This window comes from Thiospirochaeta perfilievii (genome assembly GCF_008329945.1).
Classification (GTDB): domain Bacteria; phylum Spirochaetota; class Spirochaetia; order DSM-2461; family DSM-2461; genus Thiospirochaeta; species Thiospirochaeta perfilievii.
Map to the genome: position 1 here is coordinate 1,602,536 of NZ_CP035807.1, position 19,604 is coordinate 1,622,139.

The 19,604-nt window shown below is 33.5% G+C and carries 17 protein-coding genes; 9 read left to right on the forward strand and 8 right to left on the reverse strand.

Going from position 1 to position 19,604, the window contains the following annotated elements; genetic code table 11:
• Positions 1 to 70 precede the first annotated feature (70 nt).
• Positions 71 to 769 carry a M48 family metallopeptidase gene (locus tag EW093_RS07270; RefSeq protein WP_149567756.1) on the forward strand — a complete coding sequence of 233 codons (699 nt, stop codon included), beginning with the start codon at positions 71 to 73 and terminating at the stop codon, positions 767 to 769.
• Here the strand turns inward: EW093_RS07270 and EW093_RS07275 are convergent.
• The 3 genes from EW093_RS07275 to EW093_RS07285 all read right to left on the reverse strand — a co-directional run bounded on the left by EW093_RS07275 (position 761) and on the right by EW093_RS07285 (position 6,334).
• The gene (locus tag EW093_RS07275) at positions 761 to 1,585 is read right to left on the reverse strand and encodes a glycerophosphodiester phosphodiesterase family protein (protein ID WP_149567757.1); all 825 of its coding nucleotides are present in this window, start codon (positions 1,583 to 1,585) and stop codon (positions 761 to 763) included. The genes EW093_RS07270 and EW093_RS07275 overlap by 9 nt on opposite strands.
• On the reverse strand, positions 1,572 to 4,115 hold the full coding sequence (locus EW093_RS07280) for a DNA translocase FtsK (protein ID WP_246745084.1): 2,544 nt from the start codon (positions 4,113 to 4,115) through the stop codon (positions 1,572 to 1,574). Before EW093_RS07280 ends, EW093_RS07275 begins: the two co-directional genes overlap by 14 nt.
• Before the next feature lie 74 nt (positions 4,116 to 4,189).
• The gene (locus EW093_RS07285; RefSeq protein ID WP_149567758.1) at positions 4,190 to 6,334 is read right to left on the reverse strand and encodes a flagellar assembly lytic transglycosylase; all 2,145 of its coding nucleotides are present in this window, start codon (positions 6,332 to 6,334) and stop codon (positions 4,190 to 4,192) included.
• Between the two features lie 71 nt (positions 6,335 to 6,405).
• Here EW093_RS07285 and EW093_RS07290 point away from each other — a divergent pair, with 71 nt between their 5' ends.
• Positions 6,406 to 7,749 (forward strand): tetratricopeptide repeat protein, encoded by a 1,344-nt coding sequence (locus EW093_RS07290; RefSeq protein WP_149567759.1) that lies wholly within the window; start codon positions 6,406 to 6,408, stop codon positions 7,747 to 7,749.
• 37 nt (positions 7,750 to 7,786) lie between these two features.
• Here the strand turns inward: EW093_RS07290 and rsmG are convergent, their stop codons facing one another.
• From rsmG to EW093_RS07315, 5 genes are read right to left on the reverse strand one after another with little or no spacing between them, the layout of a single operon-like run.
• A complete protein-coding gene (rsmG, locus tag EW093_RS07295) occupies positions 7,787 to 8,404 on the reverse strand; it encodes a 16S rRNA (guanine(527)-N(7))-methyltransferase RsmG (protein ID WP_149567760.1) in 618 nt (205 codons plus the stop codon).
• Positions 8,404 to 10,254 (reverse strand): tRNA uridine-5-carboxymethylaminomethyl(34) synthesis enzyme MnmG, encoded by a 1,851-nt coding sequence (mnmG, locus tag EW093_RS07300; RefSeq protein ID WP_149567761.1) that lies wholly within the window; start codon positions 10,252 to 10,254, stop codon positions 8,404 to 8,406. The genes rsmG and mnmG overlap by 1 nt, the downstream gene beginning before the upstream one ends.
• A gap of 3 nt (positions 10,255 to 10,257) precedes the next feature.
• Positions 10,258 to 11,622, reverse strand: coding sequence for a tRNA uridine-5-carboxymethylaminomethyl(34) synthesis GTPase MnmE (gene mnmE / locus EW093_RS07305; protein WP_149567762.1), 1,365 nt, complete (start codon positions 11,620 to 11,622; stop codon positions 10,258 to 10,260).
• Positions 11,623 to 11,678: 56 nt separating this feature from the next.
• Positions 11,679 to 13,019 carry a hypothetical protein gene (locus EW093_RS07310; RefSeq protein ID WP_149567763.1) on the reverse strand — a complete coding sequence of 447 codons (1,341 nt, stop codon included), beginning with the start codon at positions 13,017 to 13,019 and terminating at the stop codon, positions 11,679 to 11,681.
• Positions 13,012 to 14,781 (reverse strand): hypothetical protein, encoded by a 1,770-nt coding sequence (locus EW093_RS07315; protein WP_149567764.1) that lies wholly within the window; start codon positions 14,779 to 14,781, stop codon positions 13,012 to 13,014. Before EW093_RS07315 ends, EW093_RS07310 begins: the two co-directional genes overlap by 8 nt.
• Before the next feature lie 150 nt (positions 14,782 to 14,931).
• On the opposite strand from EW093_RS07315, the gene EW093_RS07320 reads away from it, so the two are divergent.
• The 7 genes from EW093_RS07320 to rlmH are packed head-to-tail and all read left to right on the forward strand — an operon-like array spanning position 14,932 to position 19,604.
• Complete coding sequence (locus EW093_RS07320; protein WP_149567765.1) at positions 14,932 to 15,636, forward strand: DUF2520 domain-containing protein; 705 nt, start codon at positions 14,932 to 14,934, stop codon at positions 15,634 to 15,636.
• Positions 15,633 to 16,424, forward strand: a complete 792-nt coding sequence (gene panB / locus EW093_RS07325; RefSeq protein WP_149567766.1) for a 3-methyl-2-oxobutanoate hydroxymethyltransferase — start codon at positions 15,633 to 15,635, stop codon at positions 16,422 to 16,424. Before EW093_RS07320 ends, panB begins: the two co-directional genes overlap by 4 nt.
• Positions 16,417 to 17,181 (forward strand): pantoate--beta-alanine ligase, encoded by a 765-nt coding sequence (panC, locus tag EW093_RS07330; protein ID WP_223111665.1) that lies wholly within the window; start codon positions 16,417 to 16,419, stop codon positions 17,179 to 17,181. Before panB ends, panC begins: the two co-directional genes overlap by 8 nt.
• Positions 17,168 to 17,713, forward strand: coding sequence for a flavoprotein (locus tag EW093_RS07335; RefSeq protein ID WP_149567767.1), 546 nt, complete (start codon positions 17,168 to 17,170; stop codon positions 17,711 to 17,713). The genes panC and EW093_RS07335 overlap by 14 nt, the downstream gene beginning before the upstream one ends.
• On the forward strand, positions 17,701 to 18,357 hold the full coding sequence (locus EW093_RS07340; protein ID WP_149567768.1) for a phosphopantothenoylcysteine decarboxylase domain-containing protein: 657 nt from the start codon (positions 17,701 to 17,703) through the stop codon (positions 18,355 to 18,357). Before EW093_RS07335 ends, EW093_RS07340 begins: the two co-directional genes overlap by 13 nt.
• A complete protein-coding gene (locus EW093_RS07345) occupies positions 18,358 to 19,128 on the forward strand; it encodes a type III pantothenate kinase (protein ID WP_149567769.1) in 771 nt (256 codons plus the stop codon).
• Positions 19,125 to 19,604 carry a 23S rRNA (pseudouridine(1915)-N(3))-methyltransferase RlmH gene (rlmH, locus tag EW093_RS07350; protein WP_149567770.1) on the forward strand — a complete coding sequence of 160 codons (480 nt, stop codon included), beginning with the start codon at positions 19,125 to 19,127 and terminating at the stop codon, positions 19,602 to 19,604. Before EW093_RS07345 ends, rlmH begins: the two co-directional genes overlap by 4 nt.

Consider the following 19,604-nt stretch of genomic DNA (forward strand, 5'->3'; position numbering starts at 1 on the left):
TATTCTTATTATAAATATCAACTGATCCTCCACCTTGTTATATATAGGATTTACATATAGAGTTTTTTTTATGACAAGTAAGTTGTTCTACAATTATGATAAAAAACAGATTCCAATAGGGATAAAAAAAAGTAAAAGAAAGAGCATTGTGCTAAATATAACATCCAATGGAGAAGTTTTAGTTAAAGCTCCTAACTTTATAACAAATATCGATATTATGAGTTTTATTGATAAACACAAACTATGGATTGAAAGAAAGCTCAACGAACATAATATAAACTCTAATAGACATAAGTTTATAATTGGAGAGTCTATACCCCTAGAGGGTGTAAATAGAGAACTATGCAAAAAAAACAATATAACAAAAACTGCTCTAATTAGAGATAAGATATATATAGGTTATAAAAAATTAGATATAGAGAGGGAACTAATAAAGTGGTATAGAAGTTATGCAAGGAAGAAATTAACCTCTCTCTCAAAATACTATTGCAGTGAATTAGGTGTTACATTTAATAATATTTATATAAAATCCACAAAAACAAGATGGGGAAGCTGTAGTGGTAAGAAAAATCTAAATTACAACTGGAAAATAATTTTAACACCAGAACATCTAATAAAATATCTAGTAATCCATGAAGTTTCTCACCTAGTCGAGATGAATCACTCAGTCAATTTTTGGAAAATAGTTAATAGATTTGACAAAAACTATAAAAAAAATAGGGCTGAACTACACCAGCATAGCTACCTTTTAAACTATTTTTTAGAGTGAATCAGATTTAAGTTCATTAACAACTTTAATCAAAAGCCTTGGATCATCTGTCATAACCCCATCTACACCTAGTTTGAACAATCTCCTCATTTCATACTCACTGTTTATTGTCCAAACCTGTATCTTTATACCTCTTTTATGAAGAACCTTTATAAAATACCTAGTTACAACTAGAGTTCCATTGGAGGTTACAGGTACTTGCATTACAGGGGGTTTTATTAAAAATCTAGAGATAGACCTAAACAGTTTTAGCTTTGTTAAAACAACTCTTAACCTAACTTCACTACGCCCATAGGATGTTGCAACTCTATTTGATATTTTTCTAATACTCTTAAGATTTTCACTATGGAAAGAAGCGACTACAACCCTATCAAAAGCATCATATTTTTCTAATAGATTATACATCCCTTTTACAAGTTTACTGTCCTTATCCTTTAAATCAACATTAAATCTAGTATCTGGAAAGTTAATAAGAACATCTTCAAAGGTCATAAGTTTAATATTTTTACTAGAGAAAGGTCTTTTACCACTCTTATCAATATATAAAAACCCAAGGTCAAGTTCACATAAGTCTGACCATCTCCTTGTTGAGACCTTGGATTTATTACCATCAAGTTGCCAGGTATCCTCATCGTGCCAGACAAAGATAACTCCATCAACACTAATATGAACATCCGTTTCAATAATATCTACACCTAAATCAACAGCACTTTGGAAGGCTAAACTTGAGTTTTCAGGATAGTACTTAGAATCACCACGATGGGCGATTACTTTAATTTTTTTATCAAAAAACTTATAATCCTTATACAAACTCATTTACCTCCTTATGGCTATCTGGGACTCTTAATATCTCCCTAGGCTTACTACCATTTTGTGGACCGATTATACCCCTCTCCTCCATCTCTTCTACTAGCCTAGCAGCCCTATTATATCCAATTTTCAATCTTCTTTGTAGAAATGAAGCGGATGCTTTACCAGCTGTAATAACAATTTCCAAAGCTCTATTAAAAAGAGGATCATCACCAAAAAAGGAGTTATCTGAATCGTCATCCCCTTCATCATCTTCATCCATAAAAATTTCATCATCTATATATTCTGGCTCACCTAAACCTTTAACATAATCAACAACACTTTCTACCTCTTCATCTGATAAGAAGGATCCTTGAATTCGCACAGGGAATGGATCCCAAGAGGATGTAAATAACATATCCCCACGACCTAGAAGCTTCTCTGCACCCATTCCATCTAAAATTATCCGTGAGTCTGTCTTACTGGAAACCATAAAAGCAATTCTAGATGGGAAGTTAGCCTTTATTAAACCTGTAATAACATCGATAGATGGTCTTTGAGTTGCTAATACAAGATGTATACCTACCGCACGACTCATTGCAGCAAGACGGGCCAATATCGCTTCTAACTCCTTACCAGATGTAGCCATAAGGTCTGCAAACTCATCTACTATTAATACAAGATATGGTAATTTTGTAGTTGCAATTTTCTGCTCTTTAATTCTTTTATTATAAGATTTAATATCCCTTACACCCATAGAATCTAATAGAGCATATCTTCTTTCCATTTCATATAGGCACCACTGTATAGCCTGGAATGCTCTTTTAGGGTCTGTTATTACTGGAGTTAATAAGTGGGGAATCCCATTGTAAAGTTTTAACTCTACAATTTTAGGGTCAACCATAATTAATTTTACATCGTTATGGGATCTTTTACATAGTATTGAACATATTAATGAGTTTACACACACCGACTTACCTGCTCCTGTTGCTCCAGCAATTAGAAGATGGGGTGTTTTTGCCAAGTCTATAATTTTATTATCACCATTGATACTTTTCCCAAGTACAATTGGAACAGCATCTTCATCGAAGCTTTTTTCATCTGCATCAATAAGTTCACTAAATGTTACTATAGATCTTTTTTTATTAGGAACCTCTATACCAACAGCGTGTTTTCCTGGAATAGGGGCTACTATTCTAACGCTAGAAGCTGCTAATCCTAGGGCTATATTATCCGATAAATTTACAATTTTTGACAACTTAACCCCAGGTGCAGGAAGAAGTTCAAACATTGTAATAACTGGCCCCTTCTTTATTCCAGTAACTTTTCCTTTTATATTAAACTCTTCCAATGTTTGTTCTAATATTGCAGCCGATCTTTTAGTTGCATCATCAATTTCTTGATATGAGTTGTCCTCTGAAACGTTTAATATTCCACCTACAGGAACTATATAATCTTCACTTCTATTTATATCATCATAGGAGTCTTCTTCGGGCATTAATATTCGAGTCTTTCTCTCTGTCTTAACATCACTATCCTCAGAAGAATCATCTTCAGAATAATCATCTTCATAATCCCTAGACAGAAACTCTATAGCTGGATCCTCTTCAAAAACAATGTTTGAGTCAGCACTAAATGTCTCTATATCATCAAAACTATTTATAAATGCGTATTCATCCTTTGTTAGCTCTGTATTAATAATATCACTAAAGTTTTTATTAGTTTCATCATAAGCATCAATATCAACTTCCTCGGTAGTCTCAGGAAAAGTTGGTTCCTCAAATGGAATAGAACGACCCTTCTCATCATCCTCTTCCTCAATATAATACTCTTTAATTTCATTTTTTATTTGAGAAATCTGAAAACTTAAATCTTCTGCCTGATCTTCATCTTCATCTTCAACATCAAGTTCATCTTCAACATCAAGTTCATCTTCAACATCAAGTTCATCTGCAACATCAAGTTCATCTGCAACATCAAGTTCATCTGCAACATCAAGTTCATCTGCAACATCAAGTTCAATTTCTTCCTCTTCAGCAACAATATGGACAGGAAGTTGCTCTTCAAGTTCATCGATAACTCCAAAGGGATTTTTAACATTACTAGTAGCATCAGAAACTTCATTTTCACTACTATCTGTTAATCTCTTTACAACAATTCTACTAGATAAAATTAAAATTAATATAAAACCTAACAGAATTAAAATAGATCCCCACTCCCTACCTGGAGTATCAAAGTACTTATGTAAAAAACTTATAACTGGATCTAGATTATCTGTGAACATTATTTTTATCATTGTAGAAACAGGGAAGAATATAACTATTGATGCAATTGAATAATAAAATAGTCGCTTATTTAGGGGTTTCTTAATTATTAAATAGGCTCCTAAAAATAATAATGCTGGTAAAAACAGTGATGAAACAAAAAATGCATTATATAAAAACCTAGAAAAGGGATCTCCAGTAAAGCCTAAAAACAGGATTAATAATAATATTAGCTGTAAAGTACCTGCAACTAATAAACTATAAGCTGCAGCCTTGTCTTGTTTTTTTAACAATTCAATTCTCCTTATTAAAATGTATCGGAATAATTAAACTATTTTTAACCTTAAATTGAGTCTAAAAATGGATATTACTCTATATCGCTATATATTTGCTTAATAATTTCATAGGGCTGGACATCATACTCTTCATGACCATAATAGATTGCGGCTTTAATTATTTTAGGAACATAATTCCTAGTCTCCTTAAAAGGAGCAGCCTCAATAAACAGCTCATCAGGTAGGTCACCCCACAATCTTTGCCAACTCCAAACATTTCCAGGCCCTGCGTTATAAGCCATAAGAGATATAGGATATGTATAAAACCTATCAACTAACCAATCTATATATGTACCACCTAGTAGAATATTTATATCTGGATCATTTAGATCGGGAATACCCATCCCAATATCGTTAGCTTGCTCAACTGCTGTTTCAGGCATCAATTGGGATAACCCAACAGCTCCAGCTGATGATACTACATCCATATCAAAACCACTCTCAGTTCTAATTAAACCAGAAAATAGAGTTGGTGGGAAATTATATAATTGTGCTATTTCAACAATTTTATTTTTGTAAGGTAGGGGATAATATAGAGGAAAGCTCTCCTTGTTAAGGGGAACACCTGCACTTGCCATAAACCTAAGAGTTTCTAAATGTTTTCCCTCATTTGTAAGAAGAGTTGCAACTTTAATCGAAACAGAGTAATTAAGATCTTTAACTTGCTTAGAAAAGTTTAAAGCCTCATCTTCTAATCCAAAGTCTAAAAATCCACCAATCCACTTATCATTACTATTTAGCTCTACCGGCTCTAAAGGATCTTCTAGTATTAAATTAGACTCCCTTTTAAGTAGTGCATTTGCTATATATGAATAATAAGTATAACTATCACTGGTAACAATTTTGTCTAATTCATCTATTATAGATTTATTCTTATTTTCACTATCGATATAATTATAAAAGTACATTCTGGAGATAATCCAAGAGACTCTTGATTTATCACTTAAGTCTCCATATTTTTCAACAATAGGTTGTATCTCCAACATAGACTCCCACTCCTTATTTTGTACAAGGGCGGTAATAATATGATCAATTATATCTGAGGCGTAGTTCTCACCACTTAGTTTATCCACATAAAAGTTTAAATTTGACACAACACGATCCCTACCAATATGGGATAGACTTAAAAGATAGAGCCAAATTGCATCATCCTTTGTTTTACCCATTTTAATATATTGAATCTCAGTTTCTAATAAATTTATAACATTTGAATAGCTCTCGATATTGAAAAACAGAGAGGCGTAAGAGACTAAACCGTTATGATAACTCTCCTCAGGAGAAACTCCTACAGCATATTTAAAAGCAGATAGATTTGATGATATATATCTTGAATCCTTTATAATCTTTGATACATTTCTAATAGATTGCTCTGTTGAGAATATCCAATCCTCTGTATAGAGTAGATTTCGTATAATCTCCTGTGCCTCAGTGTTTTCCCCCCCACTAGCAAGGGCCAATGCTTTAAAATAATCCTTTTCATTCCGGGAGAAACCTTCTCCATATTTTGGATAGACATCAATAAAGGAGTAAGCTCTTTTTAAAAGTGGGGATAGTGGTTGATTTAGAAATAGAGAACGATACTCATTCTCCCATGTAGGAATACCTAATCTAGCACTTGAAACTGTTTTAAGCATATCTAGTTCATAATTAGCATAATCAGTATAATTTGACCTATCTAAGTTTTCAATATAAGGAATAACCTGAGAGTCCTTCTTTTGCCAATAGAGGGCTTCGATTAACTGTTTAGTTATCCATGGGAAGTCACCCTTATACGTATCTAAAAAATCTATAGCGTGGGCTTCAGCTTTTACATAATCCCTCTCTGCTAATAGCTGCTTTAATAGCTGGTTTGCAGCCTTTGGACCATAGTAGGAGTCTCTATTTTGAATCTCTTGATATAATAATTTGTTACTAAAAAGAAGCATATTATTATTCTTATAAACAAAGGACATATAATATGAAGCCCCTTTCCCTAGGCGATTAATCTCTTTAATACTATTTTTTAAGTAATCCACCTCTAATATAAAATTATAATCCTTGTTTGCAACCTTATTTAAAAATTCTTCTTTTTTTAGACCATATACTCGATTAAATGAGCAGGAGTGAGTAAGTAATATCATTAACATAACAGAAAAACCTAATATAGTTTTTCTTACATCTAATTTATTTAACAACAAATATATACCTTTATATCCCTATTTAATTTACTTTCTTGACATTTAAAGTTTACTAATACCATAATAACTCTATGACAACAAACTTTATAGCGCTTATAATAATAATCTTAGTTCTAACTGCATCTGTAGGTATAGTGTTTTATTTTAAAAACAGTGCCGGACATAAAGTAGAAACTAAAAAAGATAGAAAAACACTTTTAAAAGAGGCTACTAGGAAGCTAGCACATAACCCTAGAGATCCATCAGCTTTATTGATTTTAGCAGATATATATTATAATGAAAACAACTTTGATAAAGCATTACAAACATATAGGATACTTCTAGATCTTTGTGCAACAAATTCCCAATTGGATCAAGGTTTAATTAACTTTAGATATGGGATGTGTGCATATAATTTAAACTCTATGGAAACCGCATATAAGTCACTCCTATTCTCCTGGAGTTTAGATAAAGAGAACTACACATTAAACTCTACATTAGGTAAGATTGAGTATAAATTAAAAAAATACGATAAGGCAGCAGGTTTGTTAAAACAGTGTGTTGACTCTAGACCTAGTGATATTGAAAACAGAAAATATCTTGGACTTAGTTTTTTTAAATTAAAGGATTACAAGCTAGCTTATCCCCACCTTGCAAAAGCTGTTGAGGCGGACTATAGCGATAAAGAGACTATTTTCAACTTTGCTAAATGTTGTCATAAGGTAAATCAAACAGATAGAGCTTTAAAACTCTTTACTGGTCTTAGACAGGACGCGATATGGGGTCCTAATGCAGCACTATTTGCTGGAACTATTAATACTACACTACGTAATTACGATGACGCAATTGTAGACTTTGAAGTTGGTTTAAGACACAAGAATATCTCATCTGATGTTAAAATTGAGATGTATTATCGATTAGCCCTAGTATTTGCTAAGACAGGTCAACATGAAGATTCAATAAATAATCTACGTAAGGTAAATACTCTAGCTCCGAACTATAAAGATGTACCTATTTTACTTAATAGATTTAAAGAGTTATCCCTAAATAAAAATTTAGGTACTTATTTAAATGCACAAACTCCTGAGTTTATTAACCTTTGTAAAAACATAGTCTCTGCCACATTTTCCAAATCTTCAATTAAGATAACCGATATAGTCCAGGGAAGTTCAGACTTTATCGAGATTGTAGCCGAAGTAAAGAATAGAAAGTGGGAGGATATTATCCTTTTTAAATTTATGAGATCTGAACGAGATGTAGGGGAATTAATTATAAGAGAGTTATATGCAAGACTAAAGGACACTAGAGCTGGTAGAGGTTTCTGTTTCACCATAGGAAACTATACAGAGGGTGCACAGAGTTTTGTAGAAGCTAGACTTATCGACTTAATAGATAAGCCTAAACTCCTAAAATATCTAAATAAAATAGATAGCTAAATAAACATTATATTTAAGGAAGAGAGGCAAATCGTATCTACTTTAAGATAAGAAAATGTCTCTCGTCCACTAAAAATGGAACCTTAACCGGAATAATATCACTAAATGATATAAGACTTGCAATAACATTAAGCTCCTCTACTATTGTCTCTTTACGCCCCTTATAGGCAAATATCTGACCGTTATTATTTAACAAAGATAATAGACACTCTGTTATAGGTACTTCCATGGGAGTAAACGCTCTAAATGTAACTAAATCAAAGCGCTCTGTTATATCTTCTACAGCGGACTCTCTAATTATTACATTCTTAAGACCTAGGGTTAAAACTGCATTTCTAAGAAAGTTACACCGTTTCCCCGATCTCTCTATTAGGTGAAATTCCACTTCAGGGAAAAAAATAGCTAAAGGGATTCCTGGGAAACCTCCACCGGAACCAACATCTGCTATTTTTTTAGGACCAAACTCTTTTATAGAAAGAACCCCAGAAAGGGAGTCTAAAATGTGTTTAATTACAAAGGTATCCCCACTAGCATTAACTAGACCATATTTTGGATTAAAGAGCATAACTTCATCAATATAATCATTTATCAACTCTAGCTGCTCATTAGAGTAATCAATATTTAAGCTTTTTAAACCATCAATTAAAACTGACACTACTTTTTACCACCCTTTCCTAACACCAATAACAATACAGCAATATCCGAGGTTCTAACACCTGAGATTCTAGACGCTTGCCCTACACTTAAAGGTTTAATTTTAATAAGCTTCTCCCTTGATTCATTGGATAGTCCTTCAATAGAGCTAAAATCAAAATCTACAGGTATTTTAACACTCTCCATCTTCATAAACTTATTAACCTGCTGGTTTTGTTTAACTATATATCCCTCATACTTAATATCTAACTCGACATGATTAAGTAGTGGTGTAGAGTAGTTATTTAAAGATGGTACAACCTTCTTTAATTCTGTTATAGTTATCGCTGGGTCTTTTACAACATCATATAGAGTTTTCCCTAGGGCGTTCTCCTTAATAACATCAGTTAACAGCTCTTTTTTAATCCGACTCTCCCTAAGAAGGTCTTTTATAGCATCAATATTCTTAACCTTCTCTCTAAATTTCTCAACATCCTCTTTAGACCTTAGCCCAGCCTTCTCACCCTTTTCAAAAAGTCTTATATCCGCAGCATCGTGTCTTAAATTTAGACGATATTCCGCCCTAGAAGTGAACATTCGGTAGGGTTCATCTGTACCTAGTGTTACTATGTCATCAATAAGAACACCTGCATAGGCTTCTGAACGGTTTAAGATCAATGGTTCCTCCCCATTCATCTTTAACCCAGCATTTATACCAGCCATTAAACCTTGAACACCAGCTTCTTCGTAACCTGAAGTCCCATTTGTCTGACCTGCAAAATATAAACCTGATACGTGTTTAGACTCCATAGTAGGATATAGAGTTGTTGGGTCAATATAGTCATACTCAACAGCATAACCAGGACGCATAATTTCTACATTTTCCAGTCCTGGTAAAGTTCTAATAAACTCTTCTTGAACTTTTTCTGGCAAAGATGATGATATTCCATTCATATACATCTCTTCTGTATTTAACCCCTCAGGCTCTATAAATATTTGATGCCTCTCTCTATCTGGAAATCTGGTAACTTTATCCTCTATAGATGGGCAGTATCTTGGACCTTTACCAACAATGTCTCCTCCATACAGAGGGGATAAGTGCATATTTTTATCAATTATCTTATGGGTTTTTTCATTAGTATATGTAATAAAGCATGGTGCATAGGGTCTATCTTTAATCTCATCATAATCAAATGAAAATGGGTACATTGTATTATCCCCACCCTGCTCTTCCATTTTACTAAAGTCGATTGTTGATCTTCTAATTCTAGCAGGGGTTCCAGTCTTCATACGTCCCATTGCAAACCCGTGCTTTCTTAAGAAGTCCCCTAATCCTATTGCAGCTAACTCTCCTAAACGACCTTCCTGGGCTGTATATTTTCCAATAAAAATCTTTCCATCCATAAATGTCCCAGCTGATATAATTACAGTTCTAGCTGTAATTATATTCCCCCTCTCTGTTTTTACACCTTGGCAGCTTTTTTTATCTTCAGAGAGTATTAATTCTGTAACAGTATCCTGGAAAATGGCTAACCCTTTTTGGCTCTCTAAACTCTTTTTTGCCAGGGTTTGATATAAAAATCTATCAGCTTGAGCCCTAGGAGCTTGAACTGCTGGGCCTCTACTCTGATTTAGGATTCTAAATTGGATCATAGATGCATCTATAAGTTTAGCCATCTGCCCACCTAATGCATCAATTTCCCGAACCATATTTCCCTTGGCTAAACCACCAACAGCAGGATTACAGGATAATTTACCTATTTGATCCAAATTTTGGGTTATTACCATAGTTTTAAAACCCATTCTTGAAAGGGCTAAAGAAGCCTCAATCCCTGCGTGCCCTGCACCTATTACTATTGCATCATAATCCATATTTTACTTTCCTACACAAAACTGGGAGAACATATTTTCCAGTATATCAGTTGTTGTAATTTCTCCGGTTATTTCACCAAGACAATCCAAAGCTTCCTTTATATCCTGGGCAACCAGATCAAGGGCGATCCCAGACTCCATCCCATTTCGAAATAATTGAAGCTCTTCTAAACACTTTTCAAGTAGTATTTTTTGACGTTCTGAGTCTAAAACAGCATCATTTCCCTGTATATAATTTCCCTTAAAAACCTTATCTTTTATTATATCCTCTAATTGGGAGAATCCTTCGTGGTTAACGGTGCTAATACCAAAAAAATCTTTTGGAGGAACAATCCCCTCCAGATCTATTTTACTCCATAGAGGTATAAAGTTACTTCTGCTTTTTAGCATATTAAAGCTTTCAACTTCATCTTCACTTAGTCCCTTTGAACCATCAACAAGATATATAATAATATCTGCATTTTCTATAATATTTTGAGTTCGTTTTATACCTTCAATTTCAACACTATCTACAGCCTCTCTAATTCCGGCTGTATCAAATATCTTTATAGGGATCCCCCCTAAGGAGATCCATGACTCTAAATAGTCCCTAGTTGTTCCATGAACTTCTGAAACAATGGATCTGTCCTCCCTTAAAAAAAGGTTAAAAAGAGATGATTTTCCAGCATTGGTCTTACCTGCAAGTACAACTTTCACCCCCTCTTTATAGACTCTACCAGCGCTATAGGTAGCTAATAATTTTTTTATCATATCTTCTGCTAACAAAACATCATTTATAGGGACATGGGCTAAACCACCCTCATCCTCTGGATAATCAAGTTGTATCTCAATTGCAGAAACGGTTCTTAAAATCAAACCTTTAATTTCATTTATTTTAGTTTCTATCCCACCAGAAAGTCTATTAAGTGCCATGGACTGAGCCTCTGTAGATTTTGCTGAAACAATGTCCTGAACAGCTTCGGCTCTTGTTAAATCCATTTTACCACTGGCAAAAGCTCTAAAAGTAAACTCCCCTGGGGAAGCATCTCTAAACCCAACCTGCTTAAAAGCATCTAAAATCTTTTTAATCCCAGGAAGACTTCCGTGGCAGTAAACCTCTGTACTGTCTTGACCTGTAAAACCGTTGGGAGCTCTAAAAACAGCAACCATAACTTCATCAATTTTACTACTCGAAGTAGGGTCTATAATAAATCCATAGTTCATCTTATTGTGTTCTGATTTTACTAATATATCTCTATCTGAAAAGATTTTTGCTGTTGCCTCTATTGAGCCTGGGCCACTAGTCCTAATAATTGCTAGGGCACTCTCCGCCCAGGGTGTGGCTAACGCAACAACAAGATCCTCTGTATCATAATTAAAGTTCTTCATAACCGACAGAATATAACAAATATTTAACTGTTTAAAGATTCAAAGATAACAAGTTGTTAAAACTTTATTTTATTTATAACTTCCCCAATTTTAAGACCAAGGTCTAAATAGGCTAAATCCTCTTCTCCTATACGCCCTATAAACTCGCTACTAACACTCTGGGTTTCAATTATAAAACTACTTTGCAAGTCAACTAAAGAGAAGGTTGTACTCATTTTAATAACTATACCATCATCATCAAATGGTATAGTTTCTCTCATAAGATCCTCTGAGAAAATTAAATATTGATACTCATTGTTTGTAATTGAGTTAACATCTCTAACATAAGTTATAAATTCCATATCTTTTTTTAGTAGAGGAGACTCTATAGGTTGATCTCCTACATTTAGTAAAAAACGCAAAACACCCTCTTGAACAAACTCATTTTCAAAGGCAATTAACTTAGGGAAAAAGTTTAAATCAGATCTAACTTGAAAATCAAAGGTTATAGTTGATGTCGATACGATACCATTAATATACTCTTTAAATTCTAAAAGAGAATTAACTAAAGAGTTATTTGATGGGTTAATACTTAATATTTCTATAAGTTCATCTAAAAGGATTTTAGAAGTAAGTGTGGAAATACCACTTTTTTTAGGAATAGGAGGAATAAATAACAAGCTATTTCCCCTAATAGGTATTCGGGCTCTACTAACCCTATTATTCCACCCCTCCATAAACTCTACAGTATAGATAAACCCATCTAAATTTATTGATTCTTCACCCCCCACATCAAAGGAGAACTGCTGTGTATCTATGGGCTTATCTATAATTAGCTCTTTAAAGAGTTGGATATTGGAATATGTTAGAACATTTAAAATATTTTTAATCTTATCAATATTTTTTAAGATTGACGGTGTAAAAAACTCATCATCTTCTAGAAGCATTTTTTCTAGAGACTTTTTATATAGATTAAATGCTGAAAAATAATCCCCAGCTTCAAAGTACTCATCAGCTAAAACTTCATACTCACTACGGTAATTAACCATTTCATCATATCGAACCGTGTATAACTCTAAGATAGGTGAGAAAAAGCTCCTTTTAATCCTAACTAAAACATACTCCATAACATCACTTTTCCATCGATCTAGTATCGAGACATTATCTTCATCTGGTTCATTTAAATATGATAAAAGTAGATTTGTAAAATATGGATTATCCTTAATCTCAAAACGCTCATATAGTTGGTTAATAACTGATAAATTTATCTCTTCGTCATTACCAGAACCTACAATATATATATTTAGTTCATCATCTAAAGGAGGGTTCGTTACCCATAATGGCATCTTATTACTTTTACATGAGACAATGAATAACAGTGTTATAAACAGAACACTTAGTTTACACTTATTACTCAACTGTGTTACCTATGGACTCTAAAAAGAGAGAATCTATACTACAACTATCTATAGCTTTAACATCAAAACGGTTGTAGTTACTAGTAACTTCAGTAACTAGAGTAGAGTCTATATACAAACTTCTTCCTATAAGAGAGAGTGTACTCTCTCCAACTAACTCACCTTCATAAACCACAACATCATCATTATAGAGTGCAAGAGTATACCTACTATCTCCTAATACTTTTATGTTTATTTTACTATCAATATCATCAAATAGGATCTCCGAGAAACTAAGAATGGAGCCTGCAGCCATAGAAAGGATCTCCCCATCTATAGAACCATTTCCACTAAAGTTCTGCGGAAGAGTTACAGAGTTAAACCCTTCTAAAACTATATAGGACTCTTTTTCTGGAATTGAATCACTATAATTATCAGGATATATATTATTATTAGCCTGTTCATCTAAATAATAGACATTAAAAGTATCAACTAACGTGGATGCTCCAGAAAAATCCATATCCCCACCAAAAATAAAAGAGTCAAACACTCCATCATTAAGCTCAGTTAAAGAGAATTCCCAAAAACTCTCCCTAATTAACTCCCCATCTAAGTAGTAGAGAACCTTATATCCATTAGGACTCCTTATAAAGCTTATAACAAGGTGTTGAGGATCATTTATATCAACAATCCCAAGGATTTCACTACTAATATCATCTGTATAACCAAAGGAGTGTAAAATAGAACCATTCTCTATATATAATCTGTTAATTAAGTTTTTATATTGAGTTGTAAAAATGTTACCATCATCTGGTAAAAGAGGCATAAAATCTAAAATAACTGAGAAATTAAGAAGGTCCCCACTAACTTTGTCTACTGGAAATATAGAATCATTACTCTTAAACCCCCTAGATGGTCCTGTTGTCATACCATAAAAACGATCAACATAGTTAGGAAGTTTTTCTCCATAATTCTCGATATAAAGATCTTTATTAAGTTCATCATAATAATTTCCATTAAAGAATAGAGACTTATAATAGGGGCTTAAATCTGCTTCACTATAGAGGGATTTATATAGTGGATTAACAATAAAAGAAAAATTAACACTGTTTCTTGAGGGGTGAGTAACATCATCTAATTTATATGGTAATAGATCTAATGAGATATCTATAAAACCATAAAGCTCCTCTGTATCCCATAAAAGTTTATTAACCCCTTGGGATAGGTACCCCTCTTTTATTATAGTTCCGTCTAATTTCCATACTAAATATGGATCTATACTTATATCATGATGGATTTTACTTTCTAATATGGCAACTGATTTAGAGTAGAGATTTTTATTGGGGAATATACCAACAACATCCCCTCTTAACTCACCAGAATAGACTATAAATTGGGAGTTAAAACTACTTATAATTTCATCGTCTTCATAAATATTAACAAATAGAGAGTATAATCCATTTTTGAAGTCTGAAGAAATTTTAAATGTCGGAGAAACCTCTTCGTTTTGAATAAAATCTAGATCAAAATTTATTGGATCGACATCTTGAAACTCATTATCACCTAGGCTTCTTGAGTTATTGTATGAAATCTCTATTTTTGCAGATGTGGGATTAACCAGTACAGAGTCACTACTCTTTAAAAAGGTAATATCAAAAGTATCCCCTTCAGAAAGAACCTCTCCATTTCTAATTGTTTTTACAATAATTGGATCTGTCTCTAAGGATATATTACTACAAGAGGTAATTAAAACAGAGAATAAAACAATTAGAAAAACTTTCATACTTATATTATATGGTCAACTAACCAATCATTCAATCTTGATTGACATTTATTCTATCTATTAATAGAATAAAATTGCATCTATTCTATTTGAAAGGTGACATAAGCTTTAATTTATAATAGAAGGACTTGATTCTAAAGGACAGGTACCATGAAAACAACCCGCTATGGTTTAGTAGGAAACGGCCTACTTGCAAACCACTTAAAAAAATTTCTAGACCTTGAAGGCATAGAATATCTACACTGGAGCAGGAAGGAGAACCAAGAAAATCCTTGGGAGATTCTTAAAGAGTGTAGGATAGTTCTAATAGTTATTAAGGACTCTAATATTGAAAATTTCATCAGTCAAAACCCAAAATTAAAAGAGAAAACTCTAGTTCATTTTTCAGGATCTATAACTGTTGATGGAACCTATGGATTTCATCCACTAATGACCTTTGGGGAAGACTTATACTCCTTAGAGAGTTATAGAGAAATCCCATTTATTGGTTGTGAAACTATTGAGAAATTTAGAGAGATTTTCCCAGAGTTAAAAAATTGTTATTACACAATAGATAAGTCACAAAAAGAGTTATACCACGCCCTGTGTGTTATAGGAGGTAATTTCACCACAATATTATGGCAAAAAGTAATAGATGGATTTACCGATGATTTAAAACTACCTAAAAAGGTGTTAAACCCCTACCTAAACCAGGTTTGCACAAATATTATGACAGATCATGTTAACGCATTAACAGGCCCTATAAAAAGAGGGGATAAATTAACAATTAAAAAGAATATCTCCGCATTAAAAGATAGATCATGGAAGAGGGTATATAAGATGTTTAACTCTATATACAAAGGGAGAAAAAGATGAATATAAAAGATTTTGATAAATATAAAAAAGCAGAAAAGAGCATATCAGTAGTTACTTGTTATGACTATTGGACTGCAACTATAATTGAACAGTCAGATATTGACGCTATACTTGTTGGAGATAGCCTTGCTATGGTTGTACACGGTTTTAACTCTACACTACCAGCAGATATCGAATTAATGGCACTTCATACAGCTGCAGTAAGAAAGGGAGCTCCTACAAAATTCATAATTGCAGATATGCCATTTTTATCCCACAGAAAAAGTATAAACTCTGTATTAGAATCAGCTGGTCGTTTAATGAAAGCTGGAGCTAATGCAATTAAAATTGAGGGTGTTACTGGACATGAGATGACTATAAAGTATCTTGTTGAGTCAGGGATTCCAGTTATGGGACACCTAGGTTTAACCCCCCAATCATTTAATAGTTTTGGAGGTTTTAAGCTGCAGAGCAAAACAGAAGAAGCTGTACTAAAGTTAATAGAAGATGGAAAGAAGCTAGAAGAGTTAGGTTGTTTCTCCATAGTGTTAGAGTGTATCCCTGACTCTGCAGGCAGGAGGGTTTCCCAGGCCTTAAACATTCCCACAATAGGAATTGGGGCTGGGGGGAATACTGATGGACAGGTTTTAGTACTCCAAGATATGCTTGGATTTAATACTGGTTATACTCCAAAGTTTGTTAGAAAATTTATTGATGGAGCTAATTTAGTAAAGTCTGCATTAAATGAGTATGACTCATGTGTAAAGTCTGGGGAGTTCCCAGGAGAAGGAGAGAGTTACGGTGGCTAAAGTAGTTGAAAGTATAGAGGATTGGAATAATCTTTATAAGGAGAACTTAAAGGGTAAAAAAAGTATAGGATTTGTTCCAACTATGGGTGCCCTACATAAGGGTCATATAAGTTTAATTAAGAGGTCAGTATCTGAAAATGATGTTACTGTATGCTCAATTTTTATAAATCATACCCAGTTTAATGACGCCAATGACCTTAAAAACTACCCAATTACCCTGGATTCAGATTTACAAATGTTACAGAGTGCAGGTTGTGACTATGTTTTCCTTCCTTCTAGGGAGATGATATACCCAGACGACTACAAATATAAGCTAACAGAGAGCGAGTTAAGTAGAAAATTTTGCGGAGCCCACAGAGAGGGACACTTTGATGGAGTATTAACTGTAGTATTAAAACTACTAAATATTATAAAGTGTGATAACGCCTATTTTGGGGAGAAGGATTGGCAACAGTACTATCTAATTAAAGGTATGGTGAGGGCTCTATTTTTAGATTGTAATATTGTTCCATGTACTTTAGTTAGGGAGTTAGATGGTCTTGCATTTTCAAGTAGAAATAAGCTATTGACTCCAGAAAATAGATTAAAAGCTCCTAATTTATATAGAATTATATCATCTAATAAAAGCCTAGAGAGTATGAAGAGAGAGTTGGAATCCCTTGGTTTTGTTGTAGACTATTTGGAAGAGATGGAAGGAAGACTCCTAGTTGCAGCCTCACTAGGAAATGTGAGGTTAATAGACAATGTCAAAAGGTAATATAGTTTTACAAATAACAGGCTCAATCGCAGCATTTAAAGCTGGAACCCTACTCTCTACCCTGGTAAAAAGTGGATACAGTGTACAGTGTGTTGCAAGTGAAGCAGGACTAAGATTTATAGGGGAGGCCACTTTAGAAGGAATATCAGGTAGACCTGTAAAAGTTTCAACCTTTACCAAAGGGGAGATGATGGACCATATAAATCTAGCAAAATGGGCAGACCTGTTTATAACTTACCCTGTAAGTGCAAATACCTTAAATAGGTTAAATTGTGGCCTATCTGACGACCTAATAGGCGCAACATATCTAGCAAATAACTTTAAGAAACCCTACCTTTTGGCACCAGGAATGAATGTGGAAATGTTAAACCACCCTAGGGTACAAAAATCAATAAAAGAATTAGAAGAGTATGGCTGTTACATATTTGATACAGAAGAGGGCCTATTAGCCTGTGGTGATGTTGGGAAGGGAAGAGTTATTGATCCTGGAACAGTATTTTTAAAGATTAAGGAGCTTGTTTGGAAATCCTAATTACTGCAGGAGGGACTGAAGAGCCTATAGATGGAGTTAGAACAATAACTAACTTTTCAACAGGAAGAACAGGGGCAACATTAGCTGATATATTTTATGAAAATGGTTTTAAAGTTACTCTATTAACATCTTATAGAGGGGTTAAACCTAAAAGTCCGGTAGAAATAGTAGAGTATAAAACATTTGAAGATTTAGATAGAAACTTAGAAAAAATCCTTGGTAAAGGTAACATTAATGGGGTAATTCACTTAGCAGCAGTAAGTGACTACAGTGTAGACTACCTATTAATTGATGGAGTAAAAATTCTCCCCCAGCCCAACCTTAAGTTAGACTCTAATAAAGGGTTAAGCATAGTATTAAAACCTAACTATAAAATAATTGAGAGAGTGAAAAAGTACTCTACAAGACCAATAACTCTAGTTGGCTTCAAACTAACAAAAAATGCAACAGATAAAGTTATAAAGAGTAAGGTTGAGTCACTATTCAAAAGTGGAGAGGTTGATTTTGTGGTACAAAATGACTTAACCTCTATAGATAAAAACAGTCACTACTCAGCAATTTATACTAGGGATGGAGTATATAAGAGTTGTACAAACAAACAAGAGCTTGCCATAAGCCTAGTTAATATTTTTAGGGAGATTTAAATGATACTTTGTATTGATGCAGGAAATACACAACTATTTGGAGGAATATACTCTGGAGAAAAGATAATATTAAGATTTAGGAAAAGAACAAGGGAGGGTTCATCTTCTGACGAGATAGGTATCTTTCTTAAAAATGTATTAATTGCAAATGAACTAGACCCAAAAGATGTAGAACAAATAGCAATATGTTCTGTCGTACCAGATGAAAATCACTCATTAGCAAGTGCATGTGAAAAATATTTTAAGTTAAGGCCTTTTTTTCTTAGAGCTGGTATAAAGTCCGGGCTTAAAATTAAGTATAAAAACCCATTAGAGCTAGGGGCAGACAGAATTGCAACTAGTATAGGTTCTATTAAAAGGCATCCAGGTAAGAATATCATTATAATTGATATGGGTACTGCAACCACATTTGATATAATTAATAAAAACAGAGAACACCTAGGTGGCGCAATTTTCCCAGGACTTAGAATATCAATGGACTCCCTAGAACAAAGAACAGCAAAACTACCTAAGGTTGAGATAATAAGACCATTAACAGTTTGTGGAAGATCAACTGTAGAAAACATACAGTCGGGTCTTTATTATGGAGCAATAGGCCAACTAAAAGAGCTTATTTCTAGGTTTACTACTGAGAGTTTTCAAGGGGAAAAACCGATAATTATTGGAACAGGTGGTTTTAGTAGTCTGTTTAAAGATGAAAAAATATTTGATTATGTTTATCCAGACCTTGTTTTAGAGGGAATCAATAAAGCTTTGGAACTAAATAGGTGAAAATAACTATAATAGGTCCTGGAAAATTAAAAGAGAGATACCTTAAAGATGGCATTGCAGAGTTTGTAAAACGGTTAACAACTTATACTAAACTTGAAATCATTGAAGTTAGTGATGAGAAGTGTCCTGAAAATTTAAGTCCAGCTGATATGGAAATTGTAAAAAAGAGAGAGGGTGCGAGGATTTTATCAAAGATACACCCCTCATCCTATATTATAACTCTAGAACTTGAAGGGAAACAGTTAACATCTGAGGGTTTAGCAAATAAGATAGAGGAGATCACTGTTGGTGGATATAGTCATATCACATTTATTATTGGTGGTTCTTTAGGGCTTCATTCTGATGTAAGGAAGAGAAGTCACTTTAAATTATGTTTCTCTAAAATGACGTTCCCCCACCAAATGATGAAACTGATACTTATAGAACAGATATATCGAAGTTTTAGAATTTTAAAGAATGAGCCATATCATAAATAG

Coding starts and splice junctions, on each gene's coding strand:
- EW093_RS07270 (WP_149567756.1), top strand. CDS start 71: ATGACAAGTAAGTTGTTCTACAATTATGATAAAAAACAGATTCCAATA.
- EW093_RS07275 (WP_149567757.1), bottom strand. CDS start 1,585: ATGAGTTTGTATAAGGATTATAAGTTTTTTGATAAAAAAATTAAAGTA.
- EW093_RS07290 (WP_149567759.1), top strand. CDS start 6,406: ATGACAACAAACTTTATAGCGCTTATAATAATAATCTTAGTTCTAACT.
- mnmG (WP_149567761.1), bottom strand. CDS start 10,254: ATGGATTATGATGCAATAGTAATAGGTGCAGGGCACGCAGGGATTGAG.
- mnmE (WP_149567762.1), bottom strand. CDS start 11,622: ATGAAGAACTTTAATTATGATACAGAGGATCTTGTTGTTGCGTTAGCC.
- EW093_RS07315 (WP_149567764.1), bottom strand. CDS start 14,781: ATGAAAGTTTTTCTAATTGTTTTATTCTCTGTTTTAATTACCTCTTGT.
- EW093_RS07320 (WP_149567765.1), top strand. CDS start 14,932: ATGAAAACAACCCGCTATGGTTTAGTAGGAAACGGCCTACTTGCAAAC.
- panB (WP_149567766.1), top strand. CDS start 15,633: ATGAATATAAAAGATTTTGATAAATATAAAAAAGCAGAAAAGAGCATA.
- EW093_RS07335 (WP_149567767.1), top strand. CDS start 17,168: ATGTCAAAAGGTAATATAGTTTTACAAATAACAGGCTCAATCGCAGCA.
- EW093_RS07345 (WP_149567769.1), top strand. CDS start 18,358: ATGATACTTTGTATTGATGCAGGAAATACACAACTATTTGGAGGAATA.